This window comes from Asticcacaulis sp. W401b (assembly GCF_046503825.1).
Classification (GTDB): domain Bacteria; phylum Pseudomonadota; class Alphaproteobacteria; order Caulobacterales; family Caulobacteraceae; genus Asticcacaulis.
This window is the reverse complement of the sequence record NZ_JBKFEE010000001.1, coordinates 1-26,395: the sequence shown is the minus strand read 5'-3', so window position 1 is coordinate 26,395 and position 26,395 is coordinate 1. Positions and strand designations below refer to the sequence as shown.

The following is a 26,395-nucleotide window of genomic DNA, read 5'->3' as shown; positions in this document are numbered from 1 at the left end:
GGCGGGCGGGGTCAAATATAAAATATACGATTATTAAAAATAATTGTCGGAGTTATTGCGCTCGCTCACTGCGCGACTGCCATGGAGCCGCACCTACCGGCTTATGTCCTTTGATCTGTAAGACCGCAAAACCGGTGCAGAACGGCTAGTGGTCTGATTTTGACATTTGCTACCGCTTGCCGCACGCTCGATGGCAAATGTCAAAATCTTTAAGACCACTAGCAACTTTATGATTCTAGTGGAATTTTCAAATTTGACATTTGATTACAATGGTCGCGGCAACTGGGTATCAAATGTCAAATTCATTCCACTCGTGATAGCCCCTTCGGTGGCGTGAGGCCCACTTCCGCAACCTTTAAGAGAGCGTCGTTATGTCACGAATTGTTAACGGCAAAATTATATGTCTTAACACTATTATGGCATGGTGTGATCGGCTTTGATGTCAGAAATCACGCCCGCCAGAACCTTGTGGGGCGTGATTTTATGAAGACGTTCAAGGTGTTCCGTCTGGCAACGCGCCAGCGCGTGTCACACTCTGCGGCGGATGGCAGCCGTTTAGGCTTCCGTCTCGACAAGGCCGCCCATGCCTGCGTGATAGCATCGTTTCTGGTCCTGTCGGCCTGCGGTGGGGGCGGAGGCGGCGGGGGTGGCGGCAACGCCTCGGGCGGCGGAACGACCCCGCCTCCGGTCGTGGCCAAGCCGACCAACACGGAGGCCAGCCGCTTTCTGGCTCAGGCGACGTTTGGCCCGACGGATGCCGAGATTGCCTCCGTCACCGCAACCAGCTATGGCGACTGGATAACCGCGCAGATGGCTCTGCCGCTGGGGCCGACGCACCTGTCGGAAATGGATGCGCGGCTGGTCGATCTGAAAACGACCAATGCCAATGCCACCCTCTCCTCAACGCAGTTTTACGAGACCTTCTACAGACAGGCCGTCACATCGCCGGACCAGCTACGCCAGCGCGTGAAGTTCGCCCTGTCTGAAATCTTTGTCGCCTCCTACGTCAGCAATATCGATACGCGGACCCTGGCCTCCTACTACGACATGCTGGGCCGCAATGCCTTTGGCAATTTCCGCACCCTGCTCGAAGACGTCACCTACCATCCGGCCATGGGCCAGTACCTGACCTATCTGGCCAATCAGAAGGAAAACGCGGCCACCGGGCGCAATCCGGACGAAAACTATGCGCGCGAAGTGATGCAGCTTTTCACCATCGGTCTGGTGCAATTGAATGCCGACGGCACGCCCAAGACCGACCTTCTCGGCAATACCACCCCCACCTACAGCACCGCCGATATTCAGGGGCTGGCCAAGGTATTCACCGGCCTGTCGTGGTATCACCCGACCCCGACCAACTCGACCTTTGGCGGCGGCAGTCGCGTGGCTGAGGCCTACACCCAGCCGATGATTGCGTATAACAATTTCCATTCGACGTCGGCCAAGACGTTTCTGGGGACCACCATCCCGGCGTCTACGACCGCCGATACGAATGGCGAGGTCAAGGTGGCGCTCGATACCCTTTATAATCACCCCAATGTCGGCCCCTTCATCTCCAAACAACTGATCCAGCGTCTGGTCACCTCGAACCCCTCACCGGCCTATGTCGGTCGCGTCGCCGCCGTGTTTAACAACAATGGCTCCGGTGTTCGCGGGGATATGGGGGCCGTGGTGCGCGCCATCCTGCTCGACAGCGAAGCGCGTACCCCCTCGACCGACGCCACCTATGGCAAGCTGCGCGAGCCGGTGATCCGCCTGACCCACTGGATGCGGTCGTTCGAGACGACCTCGACCAGCGGCAAGTGGCTGATGACCTCAACCGCGGCCCAGACCTCTCTCAATCAGGCGCCCATGACGTCGCCGTCGGTATTCAACTTCTTCCGTCCGGGCTATGTGCCGCCCAACACGACGCTGGGCAGCAAGAACAAGGTCGCACCGGAATTGCAGATCGCCGATGAAGTGACGACGGCGGCCTATATCAACCTGATGCAAACGACGATCAATTCCGGCATCGGCAGCAGCAGCGACATCAAGTCAGCCTATACCAAGGAACTGGCGCTGGCGACCGACCCGGCGGCCCTCGTGAACCGCATCGACCTGCTGCTGTACGGGGGCGGCATGTCCGCGACCCTGAAGACGCGCATCACCAATTCGGTCATTGGCGTCAATGTTCCGGCCAATGGGACTCAGGCCCAGATCGACACCGCCAAACTCAACCGGGTCAAGCTCGCCATCTTCCTCGGCATGGCTTCCCCTGAATATGCCGCCCAGCGATAGGAACGGTGCACTCATGACCTCCCAGATCGATCGCCGCGCCTTCTTTCGCCTTGGGGCTGGCCTTGCCGGCCTGACCACAGCCACCTCCTTCGGCCTGCAACTGGCCGCCGTGGGCTCCGCCGCCGGGCAAAGCGCCCCGGACTATAAAGCGCTGGTCTGCGTCTTCCTGTTTGGCGGCAATGACGCCAACAATATGGTGCTGGCCACCGATAGCGACTCGTGGGGCCGCTATTTCGCCGCCCGCAATCAGGGCACCGATCCGATTGCCCTGATGCCGGTGGGCACTGCGCCCACACCTGTGGGCCAGGTCAATGCCGTCACGGGTCGGGCCTCGGCGCTCGGCAAACCTGAGCATTGGGGCGGCGTCCTGCCCATCGCGCCCAGGACCGCGCAGGCCATCCCGGCCGGCACCAATGCCACGTCGCGCACCTTTGGCCTGCACCCGCTGATGAAGCCCTGTCAAACCCTGTTCAATCAGGGGCGGCTGGCCGTGCTGGCCAATGTCGGCACGCTGATCCAGCCCACCACTAAGGCGCAATATCAGGCCCGCAGCGTGCCCCTGCCCGCCAACCTGTTCTCGCATAACGACCAGCAATCGACCTGGCAGGCCGGGGCCGCAGAAGGCGCACGCACCGGCTGGGGCGGGCGTATGGGCGATATGTTGATGAATATGAATGGTCAGAACACCATCTTCACCGCCATTACGGCGGGGGGGACGGCGGTGTTCCTGTCCGGGCAGTCCGTGGTGCAGTACCCACTTTCGACCAATGCCGCCCCGGCGGTGACAGTCAATGGCACCACGGCAACAACCCTGTTCGGGTCCTCCGCCGCGCCGGGTGAACTTAAGACCATCATCAATGACACCGTCACGGCGTCGGACTTTGCCAATGATCTGGGGCGCATCAATGCGCGTTCGGTCGGGGCAGCCAGCGTCGTCAACGAAGTGTTCAGCCGTGCCGTCGTCACCGCCGTGCCTTCGCCGCCCAACTACACCAATCCGGCGACGGGGGCGACCGAAACCAACAGTCTGGCGCTGCAAATGCGCACCGTCGCCCGCATGATCGCCGCCGCCCCGGCCTTTGGCGTCAAGCGTCAGGTCTTCATGGTGTCGCTGGGCGGCTGGGACAGCCACGACAACCAGAACCGCGATCAGTCGAACAACCTCGCCAAGGTGGCTCAGGCGATGAGCTATCTCGACAGTACGCTGGCCAATATCAACGGCGTCGATATGCGCGCCAATGTGACGACCTTTACGGCGTCCGATTTCTCGCGCACCTTCAACACCAATGGCGATGGCACCGACCACGCCTGGGCCGGTCCGCAACTGATTATGGGTGGCGCGGTCAAGGGCGGCGACATGTACGGGCAGTTCCCGACGGTGGGCATGGACGTATCCGGCTTCTCCAACCCCAACATGGTGGGAGCTTCCTTTATACCCACCACCTCGGTTGATCAGTATGCGGCGACGCTGGGGCGCTGGTTCGGCGTGTCGGACACCGACCTCAACACCATCTTCCCCAATCTGCGCAATTTCTCACAGCCCAATCTCGGCTTCCTGTAAATTCACGACCGCGCGGTGTATGCTGACTTTGACGGCGAATCGCAAAAATTCTCCGTGCAAGGATCATTGACGGACAGGCGTAACAAATCTGACAAACTTAACTGTTAGAGCCGCTTGACCAGAGGACGCCAGCGCCGGATCGGTGCCGGTGTGACGCGATACAGGGCGCGGTACAGAGTGTGAGCAAGGAGCGGCCCGTGCGGGCAGTTTTGACAGCAGCGGGAACGATGGGGGGGGCGCTCTGTGCCGCTCTGCCCGTGGCTGCGCAGGTGTTTGAGGTCGCCGACAATGGCGACTACCACACCCTGTGCGCCTCCGTACCGCCCGCGACCGTTCACGCGACATCCCTGCCCTATCAGGAGGTCATCGAGGCCGCCGCCGAACGCTATAATCTCAGCGCCGACTTTCTGATCGCCGTTATTCGTCAGGAGTCAGGTTTTAACCCCAAGGCCGTGTCGCCGCGCGGGGCCATCGGCCTGATGCAACTGATGCCCGCCACCGCCGCCGAACTGGGCGTCGATCCCTTTGATCCGCAGGGCAATGTGTTCGGCGGTGCCGCCTATCTGCGCCGTCAGCTGGACCGCTTTGACGGCCGCATTGATCTGGCGCTGGCGGCCTATAATGCCGGGGCTGGCGCGGTCAACCGTCACGGCGGTGTGCCGCCCTATGCCGAAACCCAGGCCTATGTCGCCCGAAGCCTTGACCGGCTCAGCGTAAAGACCGATCCTCAACCGACCGAGACCTGCTCGTAAGGATAGACCCATGAACGTCCGTAAATTCCTGCCCGCCCTCCTGCCCCTGCTGGCCGCGTCTCCGGCCTTTGCGCAGGATCCCGCCGGTTCCAGCCCGATCGTCAATGCGCTCGGCTGGATTCAGGGCACGCTGCTCGGCAATGTCGCCACCGCCGTGGCCGTGATCGCCGTGGCCGCCGTCGGCTTCATGATGCTGTCGGGCCGCATGAACTGGCGCTTCGGGGCCACCGTCATCCTCGGCATCTTCATCCTGTTCGGCGCGGCCACCATCGTGGCGGGCATCCGCACGGCCGTGGGCTGAGGCATGAGCGAAGAGACCGTCGCTCTGGTCAAGGCGCCCATCTTCCGGGCGCTTACCCAACCGCAAATGTTTGCGGGTGTGACCTACTCGTACTTCATCCTCAACTTCATGATCACCACCGAGGCCTTTCTGGTCACGCGGTCGTTCTGGGCTCTGGGGATTGCGCTTCTGGTTCACGCGGTCGGCTATCTGGCCTGCCTGCGTGAGCCGCGCCTGTTCGACCTGTGGTTCACCAAGGTGAGCCGCACCCCGCGCATCCGGAATTACAAGTTCTGGCGCTGCAACTCCTATCTACCGTAAGGTTTTCGCATGAGTAACGGCCTGTTCGGGCAAGTCATGAGTCTGGGCGCCAGGGAGCAGCGGATCGGTGATCGCCTGCCCTACGCCCATCTCTATAATGACCACACGGTTACCCTGCGCGACGGGTCGCTGATGCAGGCCCTCTATATCGACGGCTTTGGTTTTGAAACGGCCGATACGACCGACCTCAACAGCCTGCACGCCCTGCGGGAAAGCGCCCTGCGCGCCATCGGGGATTCGCGGCTGGTGCTGCACCACCACATCGTGCGCCGCAAGGTCTCGGTGACCAGCAGCGGTCAGTACGACGACCCTATTGCCGGTTACATCAATGCGCGCTGGCAGGACCGCCTGCAATCGCGAGAACTGTTCGTCAACGACCTGTTTATCACCATTCTGCGCCGCCCCGCGCGTGGTAAGGCCGGTCTGTCGGAAAGCCTTGGCAAGCTGTTTGGCGCGCAATCCGGAGCCGATCGCGACGGTCTGGGGGCGGAACTGCGCGACCTCGATGCGGCGCGCGACGCTCTGATGGCGGCGCTGGGGCGTTATGGCCCGCGGCTTCTGACCTCCTATGAGACGCGCGGCGGCCGCTGTTCGGAGCCGCTGGAACTGCTGTCGGCCCTGATGCACGGGGAAATGCGCCCGGTGCTCAAGCCCGATCCGCTGGCGCGCGACGATGTGGGGCAATACCTGCCCTATCAGCGCCTGAGCTTTGGCGTCGATGCCTTTGAAATGAAAAGCGCGGGCGGCGATAAATCGTTCGGCGCGCTCATTTCGGTGAAGGAATATCCGCCGCAGGCTGCGCCGGGGATGCTCGATGCCCTGCTGCACCTGCCCTATGAAATGACCGTGTCGCAGAGCTTTCAGTTCGTGGATCGTCAAATCGGACTGGAGCGCGTCAATCTGGCCCTGCGCCGTCTGCGCGCCGCCGATGATGACGGCATTACGCTACGCGCTGGCCTGATGGCGGCCAAGGATGAACTGGCGTCCGGGCAGACGGCTTTGGGCGAGCATCACCTGAGCGTGTGCGTGCGCGCACCGGGGCTCAGCGCACTCGATCAGGCGGCGGCGCAGGTCACCTCGGCGCTGGCCGATACGGGGGCGATGGCGGTCCGCGAAGACATCAATCTCGAACCGGCCTTCTGGGCGCAGTTTCCGGGCAATGAGGCCTACATCGCGCGTAAGGCGCTGATTTCGGTCTCGGCCTTCGCCGGTCTGGCCAGCCTGCACGGCTTTGCGCTGGGTCAGGCCACCGGCAACCACTGGGGTGAAGCCATCACCGTTTTTGAGACGACCGCCGCCACGCCCTACTTCTTTAATTTCCACGCCTCGGACCTCGGTAACTTCACCCTGATCGGGCCATCGGGATCGGGCAAGACCGTGGTGCTCAATTTCCTCGCCGCGCAGGCCCAGAAGGCGCGCCCGCGCACCATCATCTTCGACAAGGATCGCGGTTCGGAAATCTTCATCCGCGCCATCGGCGGCCACTACGCCACCCTGCGCGCCGGAGAACCCAGCGGTTTCAACCCGCTGCAACTGCCCGACAGCGCTATCAATCGCGGCTTCCTGCGCGATCTGTTGTCGCGACTGATCGCCGGCGAAGGCCCGGCCCTGCCGCCGGAGGACGAGGCCATCATCGCCTCGGCCATCGACGCCATGTACGCGCAGGCCCCGGCCTATCGCCGCCTGCGCTATTTTCAGGAGCTTCTCGGGGGCTTCCGTCGCCCCAGCCAGACCGATCTGGCGGCGCGTCTGGCCCCGTGGGTCGGGTCGGGCGAATGGGCGTGGCTGTTCGATAACGAGGCGGATCAGCTCGACCTGTCGGCGCGCGTTCTGGGCTTCGACATGACGCAGTTCCTCGACGCACCGATCTTGCGCGGGCCGATCATGATGTACCTCTTCCACCGCATCGAGGAGCGTCTGGACGGCACCCCGGCCATGATCCTGATCGACGAGGGCTGGAAGGCGCTGGACGATGAGGTATTTGCCGCGCGCATCCGCGACTGGATGAAGACGCTCAGAAAGCGTAACGCCATACTCGGTTTCGGCACGCAAAGCGCCGGTGACGCCCTCGACAGCCGCATCTCCTCGGCGATTATCGAGCAGGCGGCGACGCAGATCTTCATGCCCAATCCGCGCGCGCGTTTCGAAGACTACGGCGAAGGCTTCGGCCTCAGCGCGCATGAGGTCGGTCTGGTGCGCGCCCTGCCGCCGCATTCGCGCGCCTTTCTGGTCAAGCACGGCAACCACTCGGTCGTGGCGCGTCTCGACCTGTCGGGGACGCCGGAAATCCTGACCCTGCTGTCGGGACGGGAATCGACGGTGCGCAAACTGGACGAACTGCGCGAAACGCATGGCGACGCGCCGTCGGCATGGTTCGAAGCCCTGACCGGCACGCCGTGGCCCGGCTTTGGCCAAACGGAGCGTGTATCCGCATGATGCCGCCACCGCCCGCTACCTGTCCCGGCATGCCGCTCAGCGGCGATACGGGTATTTCAGGCGCGCTGATGAGCGTGGACTGTCAGATCGGGCGCGTGGTCGAAGACAGCTTCGGGCGTTTGTTCGGCACTGGCGGCTATCTGGGCACGGCCCTGACCATCTGCCTGACCCTCTATATCGCCTTTCTGGCCTTCGGACTGATCACCGGGCGCACGCGCCTGACTCTGACCACCATGACGCCGAAGGTGCTGGCCATTGGTCTGGTCCTGACTTTCGTGACGGCCTGGCCCGCCTATCAGACTGTGGTTTATAACCTGCTGACGCGCGGCCCGGACGAGATCGCCGCTGCGCTAACCGGTTCCAATGAGGGGGCCAGCGCCGCCTTTGCCAAGCGGCTCGACGTGCTGTTCGTGCACTTTGCCGATGCGGCCACCGCGTTTGAACAGACGTCGCAGGCCACCCCTGCGGCGAGCGCGGCCCCCAGTGTACAAAACCCGCAGCCCATCGCCCCGCCCATCCGTAATGGCAAGTCGTCGGCCTCGGACATGTTGTGGAGTTCGGGCCTGATCCTGCTGCTGTCCACTGTCGGTGTGCTGGTCCTGTCGCGCCTCATCCTGACGCTTTTGCTGGCCCTGGGGCCGCTGTTTGTCGTGTTTGCCCTGTTTACCCAGACACGCGGCCTGTTCGAAGGCTGGCTCAGAACCTCGATCGGGTTTGCCTTTATCCCCATGCTGGTGACGCTCGGAGGCTCAGCGGCTCTGGCGCTCCTGACGCCCGCCATTCTGGCCATATCCGGCGACCCCATGCAAACGGTGCGCGACATTCAGCCGATCGTCATTTTATTCATGGGTTCCGTGATTTATGCGGCTTTCCTTATCATGCTGATGGTGGTGGCCTTTAATATCGTCAAAAACTGGAACCCGCTGCGCGGGCGCGGCGACAGCGCCGCCGACGTGCAGGCCGCCGCCGTGACCTCGGCCGCTGTGATCGCCGCTGCCGGAGGCTCCACGCTTATCACGCAGAACAGCCAGTCTGCCGCCGTCGGGGGCCGCAGCTCCAGCCGCGACACGCGGGTGCAGACCGTGACCACCACCCTCTCCGCGACGCCCCAGGCGGGGCAACTGTCCGGCGGCGTGACGCGCCGTCAGGGGCTGGGCCAAAGGTTCCGCGCCGCACCCGGCTCTGCCGCCCCCGCCTCTTCCTCCGCCAAAACCGCCCCGACCCCGACGCCCCTTTCAAAGGCCCCCGGTTCATGAAGTTCGCCTCTACCCTTTCCCTGCTGATCGCCGTGCCTTTGCTCGCCGTCGCGCCCGCTCAGGCGCAGGACAGCCGCATCCGCACCATCACCTATGTCGATGGCGAGGTTATCCGCCTCGATACCTGCGTCAGCTTTCAGACCATGATCACCTTCGCCGACAACGAAAGGATCGAGAATGTCGCCGTGGGTGATGCCGCTCAGTGGCAGGCCACACCCAACAAGCGCGGCAATCTGATGTTCGTGAAGCCGTTTCAGCGCGGGGCCTTCACCAATCTGTCGGTCGTCACCAACCGCCGCACCTATGCCTTCGAACTGCGCACCAAGGACGCCGCCGCCTGCAAACGCGGGGAGGTGATCTACGATCTGCGCTTCACCTACCCCAAGGATGAAGAAGAGGCCCGCGAAGCCGCCGAAAAGGCCGCCGCCGCACCGGCGACCCCGGCCAAGCCCGTCTCCACCCTGCCGGAAAAGCGCAATACCAGCTACACCTATGCCGGAGACCCGTCTCTGGTGCCGATGCGCCTGTTCGATGACGGGCAATCGACCTATCTGATGTGGGGCGAAGGCGTGCCGTTTCCGGCCATCTATGCGGTGCTGGACGGCAAGGAGACTCTGGTCAATTTCGGCTATCGCGAAGGCTTTATCGTCATCGAACAGGTGGGCCCGGCCTTTGTCCTGCGTCGCGGCGACCTGACGGCCACGGTCTATAATGACGCCTATGTGCCGCCGGCGCTCGACGCCCTGTCGCCGCAGCCGCGTCCCGAAACCCTGCGCAAGGCCGATGCGGCCGCCACGACGAAAAAGCGGACCGGCTGGTTCGGGCGCAAGGAGGACTGAGTATGAAGACCCGTCTCCCCTCCCATGATCCGCAAAGCGATCCGCGCAAAACCCTCGACCGTTCCGACCTTGGCGTTGCCTCGGTCAATGCCCTGCCGCAGGTGGCCTCGAAATCGACCCTGAAAGACAGTCTGGTGCTGGCCGGTGGCATCATGGGTGCCGTGTTTCTGGGGGCGCTCACTCTGGTGTTCATGAACAACAACCGTCAGGCGGCGCAAACCCGGCCGCCGCAGGCGCAACCGGCGCAACCCGCGCCGCAGCCGTCGGGTCAGAACGGCACGGTGGTCGAACTGCCGCCCGTGGCCCTGCCCGAAGGCCCACCCGTAGCCCAGCCGCAACCGCCTCAGGCGGGCGGAGCCGCCCCTGTGGCCGACGCCAATAATGCCCGCGCCAATGCTCTGATCTACGACGTTTCGGCCCCCGACCCCGATCCGGCGGCCAATGCCGCTCAAGCCGCTGCCCCGGCACAAAAGGCCGAAGGCAATGTGATGGATGGCAATTCGGTGGCCGCCCTGACCAGCCTTGACCCGACACGTCAGGTGCGCGCCACGCGCATCACCACGCCGTCGCGCACCGTGTCGCAAGGGACCCTGATCCCGGCGGTGCTGGAAACGGCGCTCAATTCTGACCTGCCCGGCTATACGCGCGCACTGGTGTCGCGTGATGTGCGCAGCTTTGACGGCTCGCGCGTCCTGATCCCGCGCGGCTCGCGTCTGATCGGGTCTTACCGGTCAGGTCTGCAAAGCGGGCAAAACCGCCTGTTCATCACCTGGACGCGCCTGATCCGACCGGACGGCACGGCCATCGTCCTGACCGACCCTTCGACCGATAATCTCGGTCAGGCGGGTCAGACGGGTGATGTCGATACGCACTTCTTCAAGCGCTTCGGCTCGGCCATGCTGCTGTCGATCATCGGTGGCCTTGCCAACTCGTCGAGCAGTGGCGACCGCAACACCATCGTCATCGGCACGGCGCAGGGGGCCAATAACGCCGCCACCGCCGCGCTTCAGGCGGATTCCAAGATCGGGCCGACCGTGCGCGTGGCGCAGGGCACGCCGATTCAGGTCTTCGTTTCCCGCGATCTCGACTTTTCGCTATGACCGAAGTCCTACCGACCGAAGGCGTCTATCTGAAGGCCTATCTGGCCCCCTTCCGGCAGTGGCTCGACCGCGCCGAAGTGACCGAGGTCATGGTCAATCGCCCCGGTGAAGTGTGGGTCGAAATCAGCGGTCAGCCGCATATGCAGCGCTTCGACGCGCCCGACATCGATGACGGCCTGCTCAACCGGCTGGCGGCGCAGATCGCGCGCATCAGCCATCAGGGTATCAACCGCGAAAACCCCATGCTGGCGGCCACCCTGCCGTCGGGTGAGCGCGTACAGATCGTTGGTCCACCCGCGACGCGCCGCCACTGGGCCATCGCCATCCGCCGCCACCTGATGGTCAACCGGCCGCTGGAAGCCTATGATCGCGGGCCTATCCGCGCCCCGGCCTATGGCAATCCGGCCGACGAACAGCGCGCCGCCCGTGCCAATCCGGTCGCCTTCCTCAAACAGGCGGTGACCGAGCGCAAGACCATCCTGATTTCGGGTGGCACCTCTTCGGGCAAGACGACCTTCCTCAACGCGCTCTTGAGCGCTGTGCCCAATGAGGAGCGCGTCATTCTGGTCGAGGACACGCCGGAAATCGCCGTGCATCAACCGAACGCGCTGGGCCTTGTGGCGGTCAAGGGCGAACTGGGCGAAGCCAAGGTGACGGTCAACGACCTGTTGCAGGCGTCGTTGCGCCTGCGCCCGGACCGTATCATCGTCGGCGAAATCCGCGGTGCCGAAGCCGTGACCTTCCTGCGCGCCATCAATACCGGCCACCCCGGCTCCTTCACCACGGTGCACGCCAACACGCCGCAGGGCGCGCTGGAACAGATCGCTCTGATGGTGATGCAGACCGGCATGGCCCTGTCCCGTCCCGAAACCATCGCCTATGCGTCCGGCCTGATCGACGTTGTCGTGCAGTTGTCCAAGGCGGGCGGCGAGCGAGGTATTGCCGATATCATGCTGCCGCGCGCGCACCTAGAGCGGAATGATTTCTAGTGGAATCATTCCGCTCAAGCCGCCATTGAGGCGGCGGCCAAGGTGGCGCAGCCATCGCCCGGCGAGGGGCTAAACAAAAATCCAGTTCATTATGTTTCTACCAGAAATCATAATGATCTGGCGTCTGTGTAACCGTCCGGAAATATTCAGATATCAAGATTCGCCGTAATCCACCGTCACTGATGAGGTCAGTCTTCATCAATGTAAGTGGAACAGCATGACACATTCCGACCGCCCCGAAGCGCCCCATCATAAGGACGAGGGCAGCCTTCAGGACCTTATCCAGTTTGTCTCCCGTCGCCGAACGCTGGGTATGTTGGGAACCTTTGCCTTCGGGGCCAGTTCTGTGGCGGCGTGCGGCGGGGGTGGCGACGGTGGCTCAACCTCCACAAGCGTGAGCAGCAGTTCCGCATCGTCTTCCAGTGCGTCATCTTCCAGCAGTAGTGCATCGAGCAGCGGTTCATCCAGCGGCACCTGCACGACCTTCCCCACCGAAACCGAAGGCCCCTATCCGGGCGACGGTTCAAATACCGTGTCGGGCAGCGTCATCAACGCCTTGGCCCTTTCCGGGATCAACCGCTCCGACATCCGCACGTCGGTGGGGTCAGCCTCTGGCACCGCGCCGGGTCTGCCGCTCAAACTGACCCTTACGCTGGTCAATTCCGGTCTGGGTTGCGCAGCCCTGTCTGGCTATGTCATCTATATCTGGCATTGCACTCGCGACGGGCTCTATTCGCTCTATTCGTCGGGTGCGACAACCCAGAACTATCTGCGCGGCATTCAGGTCACGGACGCCAATGGTCAGGTGACGTTTACGACCATTTTTCCCGGCTGTTACTCCGGCCGTATGCCGCACATCCACGTCGAGGTTTACCCCAGTCTGGCGTCGGCCACTTCCTATGCCAACAAAATCAAGACCAGCCAGTTCGCGCTGGACCGCACCGTCTGCTCGACGGTCTATAACAGCGTGGCCGGTTACAGCGCCTCGATCAGCAATCTGGCGGCCATTTCGTTTTCAACCGACAATGTCTTCTCCGACAACACGGCCGCACAACTGGCGGCTCAGACCATTGCCCTGACCGGCGACACCACAAACGGCTATACCGGAACGGTCACACTGGGTATCACAATCTGATCTACTGAAGGATGGCTTTCAGTTCGGCATAGGGCGTGCGCCAGTCTATGGCGCGCGCCGACAGCCACGCATCATTATAATAGGTGTCGGCGTAGCGCTCACCGCCATCGCAGAGAATGGTGACGATGGAGCCCGTCTCGCCCTTTTGCGCCATTTCCTGCATCAGACGCACACAAGCCCAGAGATTGGTACCGGTCGAGCCACCGACGCGCCGCCCCAGACGCTCCGACAACCGACGCACGGCGGCGATTGACTGGGCGTCTGTCACCACCTCCATGCGGTCGATCAGCGACGGGATAAAGCTTGGCTCGACGCGCGGGCGGCCGATCCCTTCGATGCAGGAACCGCAACGGTCGATCATCTGGACGCTGCGGTCATAATAGTGGCGATGGAAGACCGAGCCTTCGGGGTCGGCCACACACAACCGCGTCGGCAGGCGGCGATAGCGGATATAGCGCCCCAGGGTCGCCGAGGTGCCGCCCGTCCCGGCCCCGGTCACCAGCCAGCTCGGCACCGGAAAGGGTTCGGCGGTCATCTGGCTGAACAGGCTTTCGGCGATATTGTTATTGCCGCGCCAGTCCGTGGCCCGTTCAGCATAGGTGAACTGATCGAGATAGTGGCCGCCGGTTTCATCGGCCAGCCGCTGCGCCTCGGCATAGACGGCATTGGGGTCATCGACGCCGTGCACCTCGCCGCCCTGAAAGCGGATGGCGTCGATCTTGGCCTGCGCCACCGACTTCGGCACCACGGCGATAAAACGCAGCCCCAGCAGGCGCGCGAAATAGGCCTCGGAGACAGCGGTCGAACCCGATGACGACTCGATCAGTGTGGTCTGCGGCCCGATCCACTCATTGCACAGGGCATAGAGGATCAGCGAGCGCGCCAGCCGGTGTTTCAGGCTGCCGGTCGGGTGCGAGGATTCGTCCTTGAAATAGAGGTGCACCCCCGGAAACGCCGCCACCTCATGATGGATCAGGTGCGTGTCGGAGGAACGGTTGAAATCCGCCTCGATGCGGCGCACCGCCTCGATCAGCCAGTCGCGCGGCACCTGTGTCATCCTGCTCATCCCGTTACTCCTGAAACCGGCACAAAGCGCGTGCGGGGTGAGGAGTCAAGAGCCACCTGCCTTATACCAACGGCCGAAGAGGCTGACCGCCTCCGGCCGTTGAAGACACGAGACTGTCTCATATGTGTCAGTGACATGAGACAGTCTCGAATGAAATACCAAGAGTCATTTTCAATGACCCTTGGTATTACGGCTTGAGCAGGTCCAGTGCCGCCGCCGTCATAGCCGATGCCCCGGTGACAATGGTCGCTTCCGGGTCGATCTTGAACAGGGCCGAGTGGTGCGAAGCCACCGCCGGGCCGCCAGCTTTCGCCGCATCGAACGCCGCCTGAGGCGTGCCGCCGACCGCAAAATAATAGCCCGGCACCTTGAGGTCTGGCTGAACGAAATAGGCGAAGTCCTCTGCCCCCATGCCCATCTGCTGGAACGGCACGACCGTATCTGGCCCCAGAGCCGCGGCAATCGCTCCGTTCAGACGGCGCGCCAGTGCCGGGTCATTGATGGTGGTCGGCGTGCCTTCGACGACATTGACCTCCGGCAGCTTGTCGTCGGGCAGGCCGTTAACGCGGCCCATATAGACCGCCACGCGCTTGACGCCATCCACCAGTTGCGCGCGCGTCACCTCATCATTGGCGCGCACCGTTACCTGAAGCTCAGCCGCATCGGAAATGATGTTGTGCTTGCTGCCCGCGTGGAAGGCCCCGACCGTGATGACGCCGGGGCTCAGCGGCGGGCGTTCGCGGCTGATCAGCCCTTGCAGGGCGATAACGATCTGGCTGCCGATATAGACCGGGTCCTTGCCCAGATGCGGCGACGCCCCGTGCGCGCCGACGCCATGCACGTGGATGTCGATGGAGTCAGACGAGGAATACTGGATGTTTTCAGACGCCGACACCTTGCCCGTCGGCATTTGCGAATTGACGTGGAAGGCCAGCGCATAGTCGGGCTTGGGGAAGCGGGTATAGAGCCCATCCTTCAGCATGGCCTTGGCCCCCATGACGCGTTCCTCACCCGGCTGGATGACCACCACGACCGTACCCTTCCATTGCGACTTGAGCCGCTGAAGCTGACGTACCGTGGCGACCATGGCCGTGATGTGCGTGTCGTGACCGCAGGCGTGCATGACGGGATATTCAACGCCGTCCATGCCGACCTGCTTCGCCGTCGAAGCGTTGGCAAGGCCGGAGGCCTCCTTGACCGGCAGGCCGTCCATATCGGCGCGCAGCATGACGACCGGGCCGGGACCATTGCGGATCACCGCCACCACGCCCGTGCCCCCGACCTTTTCCGTTACCTCAGCCCCGGTAGCACGCAATTCCTTAGCCATGCGCGCGGCGGTCTTGCTCTCCAGCATGGACAGTTCGGGGTTACGGTGGAACCAGTCCCACATAGCCCCGAGGTCCTTCTGATAGTCGGCGCGGATGGCGGCAACATAGTCCGGCTCGGCCATAGCGGGCATAGATAACCCCATCAGGGCAACGGTCAGTACGGGCAACAGTCGGCGCATGGACATCCCCTCAGAACAACAGATAAACTAGGCGGTGCGCCGTGCGCCTTGTCAAGGGCAGGTGCAGACGAGAAAAAGGCCCGGGGCACCACTCCCGGGCCTTTTTCGGCGACGCGGTGGTGTCAGATCAACACCGCGTCACCCCGAAGCCATCGCTGATAAAGGGGATAGATCAGGCGACGGCGTTCAAGCTTTTGATCCTGTGAGACGCCTCTTTGGCGGTCAGGAGATCGGTACGGCTCCAGTCGCTTAGGTCCAGCGTCTCCGGCACCGCCTGACGCGGTTTCAGCCAGTCGAGCAGGCCTTTTATGTCCGCCAGCCGCGCGTCTTCGGCCCCCAGCGCGGTGCTTTCGGGAATAAAGTCACCATAGGCGCGCACCGCGTCGTCGGCCTCGACCTTACCCTCTTCGGCAATGTGCGACAGGGCTTGTTTCGGGAAGCTGCGCGCCCAGTCAGCGGCCCCGCCCAGAGCCTGCACCAGACGCGACACGATCGCCTCATTGGCCTCCAGAAACGGATAGTCGATGGTCAGGGTGCGCAGTTCGACCAGCCCTTTGAGGCGGGCATCGCTGCGGATATCCGCCGCCTCAAACGCATGGACGATTTTCAGGCCCGCCGTGCGCGCCAGCTCGATCCCCTTGGCCCCGAACAGCAGACCGGCATCGGCCTGACCGCTCATAACCGCCTCTATTTCACGCCGGGCGATGTCGCCAAAGGGCGTGGACGGGTGCCCGGCGACAATATTGAAGAAGGTCACGTCGGCCGGTTTCAGACCGCTGACGTCCAGAATACTTTCCCAGGCGCGCAGTGAACGCACCCGCGCCGGCGAAAAGCTGCCCGCTTCGCGCGGCAGGGCCAGCGTGCGCCCTTTGAGGTGGGCAAGGTCGCTGAGGGATGACCGCGCGGGCGCCACAACCAGCACCGTATGCCAGGTGTGCCCGATAGCCAGAAGCCGCGAACGCTCATTCAGGCCATAGGACCACAGGGCGGTGGCCGCATCGCCTTCGCGCACCAGATTGGCCAGAGAATGATCGAGATAGCCCTGCCGCACCGACGGCAGAGAGGTTTCGCGCACCGAGACGAAATTGACCGGATCGCGTCGAAATTCCCGCTGCAACACGCCGCGATGCGCCAAAAGACCCATGGCCGTCAGGGTCGGGCAACGCGCATACCACACCAGTTGCGACGGCATCTGTGACGATGCCGAAGGCGAAACGGTCGGCGAGGCAGACGGCCTGACGGACATGGGAAGTCACCTTCGTTGAGGGGTACAGGGAGACTGCACCGCGGGAGGCAGGATACGCCAGAAGCGCCCTTTATTCCTACTCTAACGATTTTATTTTGTCCAAACCGTTTTCGCGTTTTAAGTGTGATAATTTCTCAATCGACAAATCAGAAAAGGTGATGAAGACTTAAACGCATCCTCATCACCAACTGGATTGATTTTAATTTTTGAGTGTTTTGTTTAAACCACAGATCACACAGATCACACAGATTTCACAGATTTCACAGATTTCACAGAAAGGCGATACGCGCCTGTGCTGGGGACACAAACACGGAAAATCTGTGTGATCTGTGTAATCTGTGGTTTCTGAAGCGGAACGACTCCATCGAAAGTCATTCCGCTTTGACTCAGTGTCCGGCCGCCTGCCCGGCCAGCATATTGCCGATGCCGATGATCACGGTCGAGCTGACCAGCAGCGCGATGCCACCCCAGACCAGCGCCTTGGTTTTGGCCGAAGTTCCTGCCCATTCTTTCAGCGCGAAGCCCCACAGGGTCGAAAACAGGATGATCGAGGCCATGTGCAGCGTCCAAGACGAGAAGCCGTATTCGCCCATCTGGCTTTCACCCATGGTGTAGAAGAAGAACTGGAAATACCACAGCGTGCCGCCCAGCGCCGCCAGCAGATAGTTGACCAGCAGCGGAATCTTGCCCTTGTCTTCGGCAGCGGCGCGCGGCTTGCCCACCCATTCGGAGGCCGATTTATTCTTGAGGATCAGATAGCCGGACCAGACGAGATTTGTGGTCAAACCGCCCAGCAAAACCATGCACAGAACCGGCAGCCCGACCCACAGCGGCCCGGTTCCGGCGGCGGCTGAGGCTTCGCGAACAGGGGCCCCGGCGGCGAGACCAAAGGCAAAGCACGATGACATGATGCCGCAAAAGACCGCCACGAGCAGGCCCTTGGTGAGATTAAACTCTTTCAGGCTTTCAGAGACTTCGGTGACTTCCTTTTCCTTGGCATGCCCGGCGCGCGCCACCAGCACGATACCACCCAGCACCACCAGCACACCGAACAGCGTCACCTGCCCGCTCAGCGTCTGGATCAAACCGATGATCTTGCCGGTGAAGATGGGTTCGCCCAAAGTGCCGATCACCGTAGTCAGGCCCAGCGCCACCGCCATGCCGAGGCTCAGGCCCAGATAGCGCATGGTCAGGCCGAAGGTCAGGCCGCCAAAGCCCCACAACAGGCCCCAGAAGACGCACCAGAACCACGTGGTCGGGGACGCCCCGCCCAGCACGCCAAACAGGTCAGACGTCTGAAAATAGGCAAATATCCACGGCGCGATCAGCCACGAAAAAATGCCGCCGGTCAGCCAGAATATCTCCCACGACCACAGTCGGATCTTCTTGTAAGGCACGTAGAAGGAGGCCGAGGCGAGACCGCCCAGCCAGTGAAAAAAGACGCCGATCAGCGGGTTGGGAGTCATAGGCGGACGCTTCCTTATGATTGATTTTGTCCGCTTATGCTAACTTCATGTCCCGATATACGCAATGCCGTTCTAAAAATTTCGCAAAGGGTCCTCAGACCCAGAGCCATTGGCAACGACCCTGGGTATCAGACTGCGGTTTTCAACCCGCCATAGTGGGCGCTCAGCACCGAATGATAGGCGCTCAATACGCCCTCAACATCCACATCGCGGCAGACGGCCTGCACCGGCAGATCGTCCCAGGGCCCCGGCGGGAAGCTGCGGCCTTCTTCTTTCAGAATGGTCTGGCCGATGGCGATCCCGTCCGTCACGGCGCGGACCGTGCCGCGCGCATAGCCGAACAGGTGCGGTTCAAACACGGCGATGGCGGCGGCCACATCGTGCATGGCGCAGCCGGCAAAGCCGTCGCGCTCCGTATAGAGCTTTTCATAACCGCGCGAGATGTCGAACAGGAACTGCCCCGTTTCACCCGCCGTGCGGCCCAGCTCACGCGCCGCCGCGGTGGACAGGATACATTGGGTGGTGACATCCAGACCCACAGCACGCAAAGGCCAGTTGGCCGTCAGGACCTTGTCCGCCGCGTGCGGGTCATTGATGATATTGGCTTCGGCCACGGGCGAGACATTGCCGCGACGCGGGCCCCAGCCGAAGGCGCCGCCCATGATCACCACCTCCTTGACCAGACCGGTGATTTCGGGATCAAGGTCAAGCGCCAGCGCCAGATTGGTCAGTGGCCCGACGGCCAGCAGCGTCACTTCGCCCGGAAATTCGCGGATCAGCTCGACGATGCGTTGCGGCGCAAAGGTCGCCTGCGGGTCGGCATTAAATCCCTCCAAAGCGCCGATGTCGCCCAGACCATCATAGCCATGCACGTGCGGCGCGGGCGTCGGCGCCGGCAGGACCAGCGGCGTATGCGCCCCACGATAGACCGGCACGTTGATGCCGAAACGCTGCGTCAGATAGAGGGCGTTGCGCGTGGTGATTTCCACCCCGCCATTGCCAAACACGGTCGTCAGCGCCAGCAATTCGGCCTGCGGCTGTGCCCCCAGATAGGCCAGCGCCATGGCGTCGTCTATGCCCGGATCGGTGTCGAAAATAATCTTCATCTTACTCATTTCGAAGGGTCTGCGCTCGTGTGGGTATAGGTGCAAAGGTCGGACTGCACCTGAAGGCACATGACGGTGCGGGTCGCATCCGACACGGCATCAGCGGCGCTGAGGCGCGCCTTGTCCTTATGCAGCGCCTCGACCTTGGGCAGGACGCCGGTGTAGCGATAGATATAGAGGGGGGTTTTGGTGACCTTGGCCGCCCGCACCATATTGTCGATATTGCGCTGACTATCATCGACAAAATAGACGGCATCGAACCTACCCAGGCTGCCCATCAGCAGCAGGAGCATAATGCCCTTGTCCTGACCGGCGACCATCATGACACCGTCCTGAACCGTCACATCCTTATAGGCGGCATTGCTCAGCGTGACCTTCAGCGCCGCGCCGGCTGCGCGGATTTCGCTGTCGCGCAAACGCCCCCGCCGGGTGCACAGAGGTTTGGCACAATCGGGCGCCTTCGACAGGTCATAACCCGCCCGCGACAGGGCACGTTCGGTCTGCCCGCGCAGGTTCGGGTCACGCGCCGTCAGGGCATAGACGGGAATCCCGGCGTCCTGAAGCCCGGCCAGCACCGCCGGACCATCGGCCTGAGTCGGCACCATGTTCGTCACCTGATACCACAGGGCCTGTTCGTAAAAGATCGGCTCGTAATCCGGCGTCTGGCCTGCCGGGGTGCGGGCCTTAATGGCCGCCATGCGTTCCGAAAGCCACGCCTCGGACCCCAGATCCTGCGGTACGGTCAGGATGGTATCGTCGATATCGACCACGAACAGCACGCGCTTTTTGGCGGCCTGATCGGCCAGTGCCAGATCGGCAGCGCTACGCAGGTCAGAGGTCGTATAGAAGCCTTCTGCCGGTACGGGCGGATGTTCAGCCGCCGCAAAGACCTGCGCCGAAAAGGCGGTGCTGCTGAGGGCCAAAGCGGCCAGCGCAGCCGCAAGAGTTGGGAAACGCATGGGATTTCCTGAAAATGAGTAGCCGGAGCGCCCTGCCCTGACTTGGCAAAACGCGCGGATCAGGCTTAGATCAGTGCCGTGTTTGTCGCAAGGCCAACTGTCTACAGACATAGTCTATAGACCGATTTGTGAAACGTTTAATTACCTGCCTCGCTGCCGGTGTCAACCAAAGGGATTTTCGTGAGCGCCTCCATTCTCGTCCTCGGCTCGATCAATGTGGACTTCTTTATCCGGGTCGATGCCCTGCCCAAACCCAATGAGACGATCATGGGCCACGATACGGCGGTGGCCATGGGCGGCAAGGGGCTCAATCAGGCGGTGGCAGCGGCGCACGCCGGTGTGAACACCCGTATGGTCGGCGCCGTGGGCGACGACAATTTCGGCGGCATGGCGCGCGATTTCCTCAAAAAGCGTGCCGTGGATGACGCCTCAGTGGTGGTGCTGGAGGGTGTCGGCACCGGCATGGCCAATATTCTTGTCGCGCCCGATGGTCAGAACATGATCGTCGTTTCCTCAGCGGCCAATGCCCGCCTGACACCCGCCCATGCCGAAGCCGTCGAGGCGCTGATCGCTTCGGCCGGGGCGCTGGTCGTGCAGCTTGAAACGCCGCTCGATACACTGAAAGCCGCGCTGGAAATCGCCACGGCGAACGGCGTGAAGACCATTCTCAACCCGGCCCCGGTCGATAGCGGCGTCTTTGACCTCCTGCCCCTGTGCGAGGTGGTGACGCCCAATGAGACGGAACTGGCCAAACTGACCGGCATAGACGGGCAGGATGATGAGTCGCTGATCCGTGCCATGCAGACCCTGCGCGCGCATGGGGCGGAAACCGTCATTACGACGCTGGGGGCCAATGGCTGCGCCGGTCTGATCGACGGTGAACTGGTCCGCCTGCCGGCCTTCAAGGTTGAAGCGGTGGATGCGGTGGGTGCCGGTGACGTGTTCAATGGCGCGCTGGCTGCACGGCTGGTCCTTGGCGACGACTACGTGTCGGCCATGCGCTACGCCTCGGCAGCCTCGGCTATTTCGGTGACGCGCCGCTCGGCCGATGCCGCCCCGACGGCGGCGGAGGTAGAGGCGTTTCTGCGCGACCGGGCCTGATCTCTACTTTATAAGGTACGACTCGTGAAACGCGCGACGGGTCGCGGTGCGCTGCGGATAGCCACCGACGTCGGTTTCCCTGTTGATAATGCGCCCCTTGCCCGCCTGCGCCTCCGCAATAATGCGGGCGTCGATCGGATCGCGCGCCCACGGTCGTGCGCCGACGCGGCGATAGACATGGCTTTCGATGTCGGCGGCGGGCCGTAAGGTTAAGCCCTGCGGCCACAGGCTTTCCCTGGGCACGGCGCGAATCCACGCCTTGGGGCGATAGGGGGCAGTGTCTTCATAGCCATCCGACCGCGCCTGATAGTAGGCGATCATCGGGGCCGGGCGGCCATCGGCATAGGTGGCGATATTGTCGGCGGCGTGCAGATCGAGGTCACCGGCCCCGCCGAATTTCAGCAAACCCAGATTGGGCCGCGTATTGACGCCCCCGCGCATCACATTGCCGCGCAGCAGAAGCTTACCGGCAATGGGGTCTCGTCCCTTCCACTGGTCCTCCACCAGCGTATATTGCGCGCAGGCCGAGCCCGGATTGACGAAAACATTGTTGACCACGACCGCCTGCGCCCCGCCCTTGATTAGCGGATGGCGCTCATTGTTGTGGGCATAGAGATTACCCATCAGCAGCGCCCCCGTCACATTGTCGTGCAGCAAAGAGCCCATCGAATGCGGGCCTTTGGCGTGGCTGGCGTGATGAAGACTTTCGCCGATCAGATTGTTTCTGAACACAATAGTGTGTGACGTGTTGCGCCGCCAATCGTCCGGTGTTGCCCCCTCAAAGCGCGGCCCTGAGGCCGACAGGGCCTCATCCACCGCCCAGGTAAAGCTGCACTGGTCGATCAGGACGTCGTGCGCCGCCGTGCAGGACAGGCCGTCCGGCTCAAAGCCTGAGCGCTCCGGCATACCGGCGGTGCCGGGGCGCACGGCGATGTGCCGGATGACCACATGATGGCTCTGGACGCTGATCCCGCCCCGGATCAGGGTAATCCCCGGTGACGGTGCGGTTTCCCCGGCCAGGGTGAGGTACGGCTCGCGGATGACCAGAGTGGTTTTATTGAGGTCAATCACCCCGCCGACTTCAAACACCACAAGACGCGGACCTTTGGCGTCAAGCGCCGCCTTCAATGATCCGGGGCCTTCGGGATCAAGAGTCGTCACCCGGATCAGCGCAGGCCTTTGCGCGCCGTGCACGGGAGAGGCTGCGGCGCTGATGAGGCCGCTCAGAATCGCCCGGCGATGAAGACGGTATGGCATTATGTTTTCCCTGTTTCGTTTTTTCCCCGCCGTCTTTGGCCGGAGTTCACGACATTCTACGGTCAGGGTAATCGGTTTCCGTTGCCTGCGGCAGCCTCAAACTGTGGGTGATTCCAAAAACGCAAACGGCGTTTATAAAATCGATTGCAGTTATCTCAATTTTGACACGAAGCGCGCGCATTCCGCGCCGGTATCCCCTTTCGGGCAACGCGACCCCATTTTTTTTGAAGCGTGCGTTAAGATGAAAACACCGGTCTTTTATGATCCGTCAGGCAAGCGCAACAAGGCCACGCTGATGGGCGTGATCGCGCTGGCGGCGGCGGCCACCCTGTTGTTTCTGGGCCTGATCCTGTCCATCCTGTTTGTGCCGGTGCCGCGTCAGCTCGACCTGCATATGGAGGTCTCACATGCGTCGCGCTGGACCTTCCAGACCCACGATGCGCGCCATCCGTATCGCTTTCGCAACCTGACCCGTCACGCGGATACGCCGCAGAAAATCATCGGCTTTTACGTGCCTTGGGATGACGGCAGCCGCACGGCCTTTGAATCTCACGCCAGCGACATGGACGTGGTGATCGGGGCCTTTGCCAGCGTCTCTGGCCCGCAAAACACCTTTAACTATCAGCCGGATGTGCGTTTTCATAAGGTGCTGGCGGCCGCTAAAAAGCCGCCCGTCCTGCTGACCATGGTGCAGAACACCTCGCTCAAAGGCTTTGAACGCGAAAACACGCATCGCCTGCTGACCAATGTCGCCGCCCGGACGCAACTGCTGGCGCAGATCGAAGACACCCTAAGACAGGAGAAATCAGGCGGTGTTGTTTTCGACTTTGAAAATCTGGAGCCTGCCGCCCTCAAACCCTATCTCGCTTTTTTGAAAGAGGCCCGCGCGCGTCTGGGGGCCAAGGGATATTCCGTCACCGCCACCGTACCCGTCGATGATCTGGACTGGAACCTGTCCGCCTTTGCGCAGGTCACCGACAAGCTGTTCCTGATGGTCTATGATCAGCATTCTATGGTCGATAAGGCGGGCCCGATCGCCGCGCAAGACTGGTTCGAGGGGCGTCTGGCGGCAGCCATGAAGGCCGTCCCGGCGGATAAGGCCATCGTCTGTATCGGCAACTACGCCTACGACTGGTCGAAATTCGGCACCACGGTCCTGACGGTGGGCGATGCCTGGCTGATCGCCCACGATTCCGAAGCCCCCGTCGCCTTCGACCGCGCGACCGGCAACAGCGGCTTTGCCTATCAGGAAAACGGCGTCAATCACGAAGTGTGGATGCTCGATGCCGTCAGCGCGTGGAATCAACTGCTGGCCGTTCACGCCACCGATGCCTATGGCGTCGCCCTGTGGCATCTCGGCTCCGAAGACCCTGGCATCTGGCAGGATTTTGCGCATTTTCAGGGCCAGACCACGCCTGATCTGACGACGCTGAAACCCGCGGGCAATGTAGATGTCGAAGGGGCGGGCGAAATCCTGCGCATCAGCGCCACCCCGACCTTTGGGCGCCGCACGGTCCAGTTTGACGCCCAGCGTATGGCACAAAATCAGGTCTATCAGACCCTGCCCACCCCCTATGTGGTGCGCCGTACCGGTTTCAAACCCGGTTATATCGCCCTTACCTTCGACGATGGTCCCGATCCGAAGTGGACGCCCAAGGTGCTGCAAATCCTGAAGGCCGAACACGTCCCCGCGACCTTCTTCGTGATTGGGGAAAAGGCGCTGGGTCACCCCTTCCTTCTGAAGACCATGCTGGCTGAGGGCAACGAACTCGGCAACCACACCTATACCCACCCCAACATGGCCAACATCCCCGCCGAATGGGCCAGGGTGGAACTGAACTCGACGCAGCGCGTGGTCGAAGCCTATACGGGGCGCTCCCTGCGCTGGCTGCGCGCCCCTTATTTCGGGGATGCGGAACCCACGACCGAAAACGAACTGGCCCCTGCCCTGCTGGGGCAGCAGATGGGCTATACCAGCGTCGGTTTGCACGTCGATTCCGAAGACTGGCAAAAGCCGGGCGTGCAGGCCATCATCGACAATGTCCTGAAAGGCGTCGCGGACGGGGCCGCCAGTGCCGCGTCCGAGGCCTGCAAAGAAGACGTCAACAACTGCCGCTCAGGTCAGATCGTGCTGATGCACGATTCCGGCGGTGATCGTCAGCAGACGATTGACGCCCTGCCGCACATCATCCGGGCCCTGAAGGCGCAAGGCTATCAGTTCACGACCGTGAGCGGCCTGACCGATCTGCCGGCGGCGCAGGCCATGCCGACACTGTCGGGGAGTGATCTGGCCGCCGTGCGCTTCGATGTCGGCGTGTTCATGCTGCTGGCTTGGGGGGCGATTGGCCTGCAATGGCTGTTTATCGCCGCCATAGTTCTGGGGGTTTTGCGCGCCATCATCCTCAGCGTTATGGCCATCTGGGCCGACTATAGCGGTCATATGGACCCGCCTTCCGAAACCGATGACGGCCGTATCGCCGACTTTGTCCATGCGCGGCAGGTCAGCGTCATCATCCCCGCCTTTAACGAAGCCCGCGTCATCGAAGCCTCGGTGCGCCGCGTTTTGACCAGCGTCGATGTCGATATCGAAGTCGTCGTGGTCGATGACGGCTCAAAAGACGAGACCAGCGCCATCGTGGCGCGCGCCTTTGCGGACGAACCGCGGGTCACCCTGATCACTCAGGCCAATGCCGGCAAGGCGACCGCGGTCAATAACGGTATCGCCAGAGCCAAAGGCGAAATCATCATCGCGCTCGATGCCGATACGCAGTTCGAACCGGAAACCATTGCGCGGCTGGTGCGCTGGTTCATCCGGCCTGAGATCGGCGCGGTGGCAGGCAATGCCAAGGTCGGTAACCGCTTTAACTTCGTCACCCGCTGGCAAGGCGTGGAGTATGTGACGGCGCAGAATCTGGAACGCTCGGCGCTGGCCACCTTCGGCGCTATGATGGTCGTGCCGGGCGCGGTTGGGGCGTGGCGGCGTTCGGCGCTCGAAGAGGTCGGCGGCTATCCGCACGACACGCTGGCTGAGGATCAGGACCTGACCATTGCCATTCAGCGCCGCGGCTGGGCCGTGGCCTATGATCAGGACGCCGTGGCGTGGACCGAAGCGCCCGAAAGTTTCGCCGCCCTCATCAAACAACGCTACCGCTGGGCCTTCGGCACGCTGCAATGCCTGTGGAAGCACCGCCGTATTCTGAAAGAAGGCAAGCCCAAGGGGCTGGCGCGTATCGGCCTGCCGCAGGCGTGGATTTTCCAGATCGGTTTTTCGGTGATTTCCCCGCTGATTGATCTGGCCCTGCTGATCAATATTGCCGCCACCGCCTGGACGATCAGTCAGCACGGACTGAACCAGACCGATGGCACGCTGGAGCGTATGCTGATCTACTGGACGGTGTTTGTGGCCATCGACGCCCTGTGCGGCTGGATCGCCTACATGCTGGAGCCACGCGAAAAGCGTTACCCCGTCTTCTGGCTGCTGTCGCAACGCTTCGTCTATCGTCAGATCATGTACTATGTGGTGCTGAAGGCGCTGGCCTCGGCCGGGCGCGGGCTGGCGGTCGGCTGGGGCAAGCTGGAGCGCAGCGGGCGCGTCACCCCGGCGTCAACCCCGCAGCCTTAGAGCGGATTTCGTTCAGGTTGAACCGAAACTCCGCTCTCATGCTTTGTTTTATCCCGCATTTGATTCCGAAACGAAGTTCGGCGAAGCCAAAACCGTTGCACACTTTTCGGAATGCGCTC

20 protein-coding genes are annotated in these 26,395 nt (G+C 62.4%); 13 read left to right on the top strand and 7 right to left on the bottom strand.

The window, feature by feature from the left end:
- Window positions 1-483: 483 nt before the first annotated feature.
- From ACK8OE_RS00100 to ACK8OE_RS00050, 11 genes are all read left to right on the top strand, one after another.
- Complete coding sequence (locus ACK8OE_RS00100; RefSeq protein WP_410270887.1) at window positions 484-2,277, top strand: DUF1800 family protein; 1,794 nt, start codon at window positions 484-486, stop codon at window positions 2,275-2,277.
- Between the two features lie 13 nt (window positions 2,278-2,290).
- A complete protein-coding gene (locus ACK8OE_RS00095; protein WP_410270886.1) occupies window positions 2,291-3,838 on the top strand; it encodes a DUF1501 domain-containing protein in 1,548 nt (515 codons plus the stop codon).
- A gap of 197 nt (window positions 3,839-4,035) precedes the next feature.
- Window positions 4,036-4,590: a lytic transglycosylase domain-containing protein gene (locus tag ACK8OE_RS00090; RefSeq protein WP_410270885.1), complete on the top strand. Its 555-nt coding sequence runs from the start codon at window positions 4,036-4,038 to the stop codon at window positions 4,588-4,590.
- A 10-nt stretch (window positions 4,591-4,600) separates the two neighbouring features.
- Window positions 4,601-4,891: a TrbC/VirB2 family protein gene (locus ACK8OE_RS00085; RefSeq protein ID WP_126420310.1), complete on the top strand. Its 291-nt coding sequence runs from the start codon at window positions 4,601-4,603 to the stop codon at window positions 4,889-4,891.
- Between the two features lie 3 nt (window positions 4,892-4,894).
- Entirely contained in the window at window positions 4,895-5,191 is a 297-nt protein-coding gene (locus ACK8OE_RS00080) for a type IV secretion system protein VirB3 (protein WP_013478838.1), read from the top strand.
- 9 nt (window positions 5,192-5,200) lie between these two features.
- Window positions 5,201-7,627 (top strand): VirB4 family type IV secretion/conjugal transfer ATPase, encoded by a 2,427-nt coding sequence (locus ACK8OE_RS00075; RefSeq protein ID WP_410270884.1) that lies wholly within the window; start codon window positions 5,201-5,203, stop codon window positions 7,625-7,627.
- A complete protein-coding gene (locus ACK8OE_RS00070) occupies window positions 7,624-8,883 on the top strand; it encodes a type IV secretion system protein (RefSeq protein ID WP_410270883.1) in 1,260 nt (419 codons plus the stop codon). Before ACK8OE_RS00075 ends, ACK8OE_RS00070 begins: the two co-directional genes overlap by 4 nt.
- A complete protein-coding gene (locus ACK8OE_RS00065) occupies window positions 8,880-9,722 on the top strand; it encodes a TrbG/VirB9 family P-type conjugative transfer protein (RefSeq protein WP_410270882.1) in 843 nt (280 codons plus the stop codon). The genes ACK8OE_RS00070 and ACK8OE_RS00065 overlap by 4 nt, the downstream gene beginning before the upstream one ends.
- A 2-nt stretch (window positions 9,723-9,724) precedes the next feature.
- Window positions 9,725-10,822, top strand: a complete 1,098-nt coding sequence (locus ACK8OE_RS00060; RefSeq protein ID WP_290795802.1) for a TrbI/VirB10 family protein — start codon at window positions 9,725-9,727, stop codon at window positions 10,820-10,822.
- Entirely contained in the window at window positions 10,819-11,811 is a 993-nt protein-coding gene (virB11, locus tag ACK8OE_RS00055) for a P-type DNA transfer ATPase VirB11 (protein WP_410270881.1), read from the top strand. The genes ACK8OE_RS00060 and virB11 overlap by 4 nt, the downstream gene beginning before the upstream one ends.
- Window positions 11,812-12,028: 217 nt before the next feature.
- Window positions 12,029-12,946, top strand: coding sequence for an intradiol ring-cleavage dioxygenase (locus ACK8OE_RS00050; RefSeq protein ID WP_410270880.1), 918 nt, complete (start codon window positions 12,029-12,031; stop codon window positions 12,944-12,946).
- A gap of 1 nt (window position 12,947) precedes the next feature.
- On the opposite strand, the gene ACK8OE_RS00045 is transcribed toward ACK8OE_RS00050, so the two are convergent.
- The 6 genes from ACK8OE_RS00045 to ACK8OE_RS00020 form a co-directional block, all read right to left on the bottom strand.
- Complete coding sequence (locus ACK8OE_RS00045) at window positions 12,948-14,012, bottom strand: PLP-dependent cysteine synthase family protein (RefSeq protein WP_410270879.1); 1,065 nt, start codon at window positions 14,010-14,012, stop codon at window positions 12,948-12,950.
- A gap of 187 nt (window positions 14,013-14,199) precedes the next feature.
- The gene (locus ACK8OE_RS00040; RefSeq protein WP_410270878.1) at window positions 14,200-15,519 is read right to left on the bottom strand and encodes a M20 family metallopeptidase; all 1,320 of its coding nucleotides are present in this window, start codon (window positions 15,517-15,519) and stop codon (window positions 14,200-14,202) included.
- A gap of 172 nt (window positions 15,520-15,691) precedes the next feature.
- Entirely contained in the window at window positions 15,692-16,765 is a 1,074-nt protein-coding gene (locus ACK8OE_RS00035) for an ABC transporter substrate-binding protein (protein ID WP_410270877.1), read from the bottom strand.
- 386 nt (window positions 16,766-17,151) lie between these two features.
- On the bottom strand, window positions 17,152-18,231 hold the full coding sequence (gene rhaT, locus ACK8OE_RS00030; RefSeq protein ID WP_410270876.1) for an L-rhamnose/proton symporter RhaT: 1,080 nt from the start codon (window positions 18,229-18,231) through the stop codon (window positions 17,152-17,154).
- 128 nt (window positions 18,232-18,359) lie between these two features.
- Window positions 18,360-19,337, bottom strand: coding sequence for a nucleoside hydrolase (locus tag ACK8OE_RS00025; protein WP_410270875.1), 978 nt, complete (start codon window positions 19,335-19,337; stop codon window positions 18,360-18,362).
- A gap of 5 nt (window positions 19,338-19,342) precedes the next feature.
- Window positions 19,343-20,296, bottom strand: a complete 954-nt coding sequence (locus tag ACK8OE_RS00020; protein ID WP_410270874.1) for a DUF2608 domain-containing protein — start codon at window positions 20,294-20,296, stop codon at window positions 19,343-19,345.
- Between the two features lie 180 nt (window positions 20,297-20,476).
- Between ACK8OE_RS00020 and ACK8OE_RS00015 the strand changes: the two genes are divergently transcribed.
- A complete protein-coding gene (locus tag ACK8OE_RS00015; protein ID WP_410270873.1) occupies window positions 20,477-21,397 on the top strand; it encodes a ribokinase in 921 nt (306 codons plus the stop codon).
- Between the two features lie 3 nt (window positions 21,398-21,400).
- Here ACK8OE_RS00015 and ACK8OE_RS00010 read toward each other — a convergent pair whose 3' ends face one another.
- Window positions 21,401-22,654 (bottom strand): pectate lyase, encoded by a 1,254-nt coding sequence (locus tag ACK8OE_RS00010; RefSeq protein WP_410270872.1) that lies wholly within the window; start codon window positions 22,652-22,654, stop codon window positions 21,401-21,403.
- 241 nt (window positions 22,655-22,895) lie between these two features.
- Here ACK8OE_RS00010 and ACK8OE_RS00005 point away from each other — a divergent pair, with 241 nt between their 5' ends.
- Window positions 22,896-26,276 (top strand): glycosyltransferase, encoded by a 3,381-nt coding sequence (locus ACK8OE_RS00005; protein WP_410270871.1) that lies wholly within the window; start codon window positions 22,896-22,898, stop codon window positions 26,274-26,276.
- Window positions 26,277-26,395: the final 119 nt, after the last annotated feature.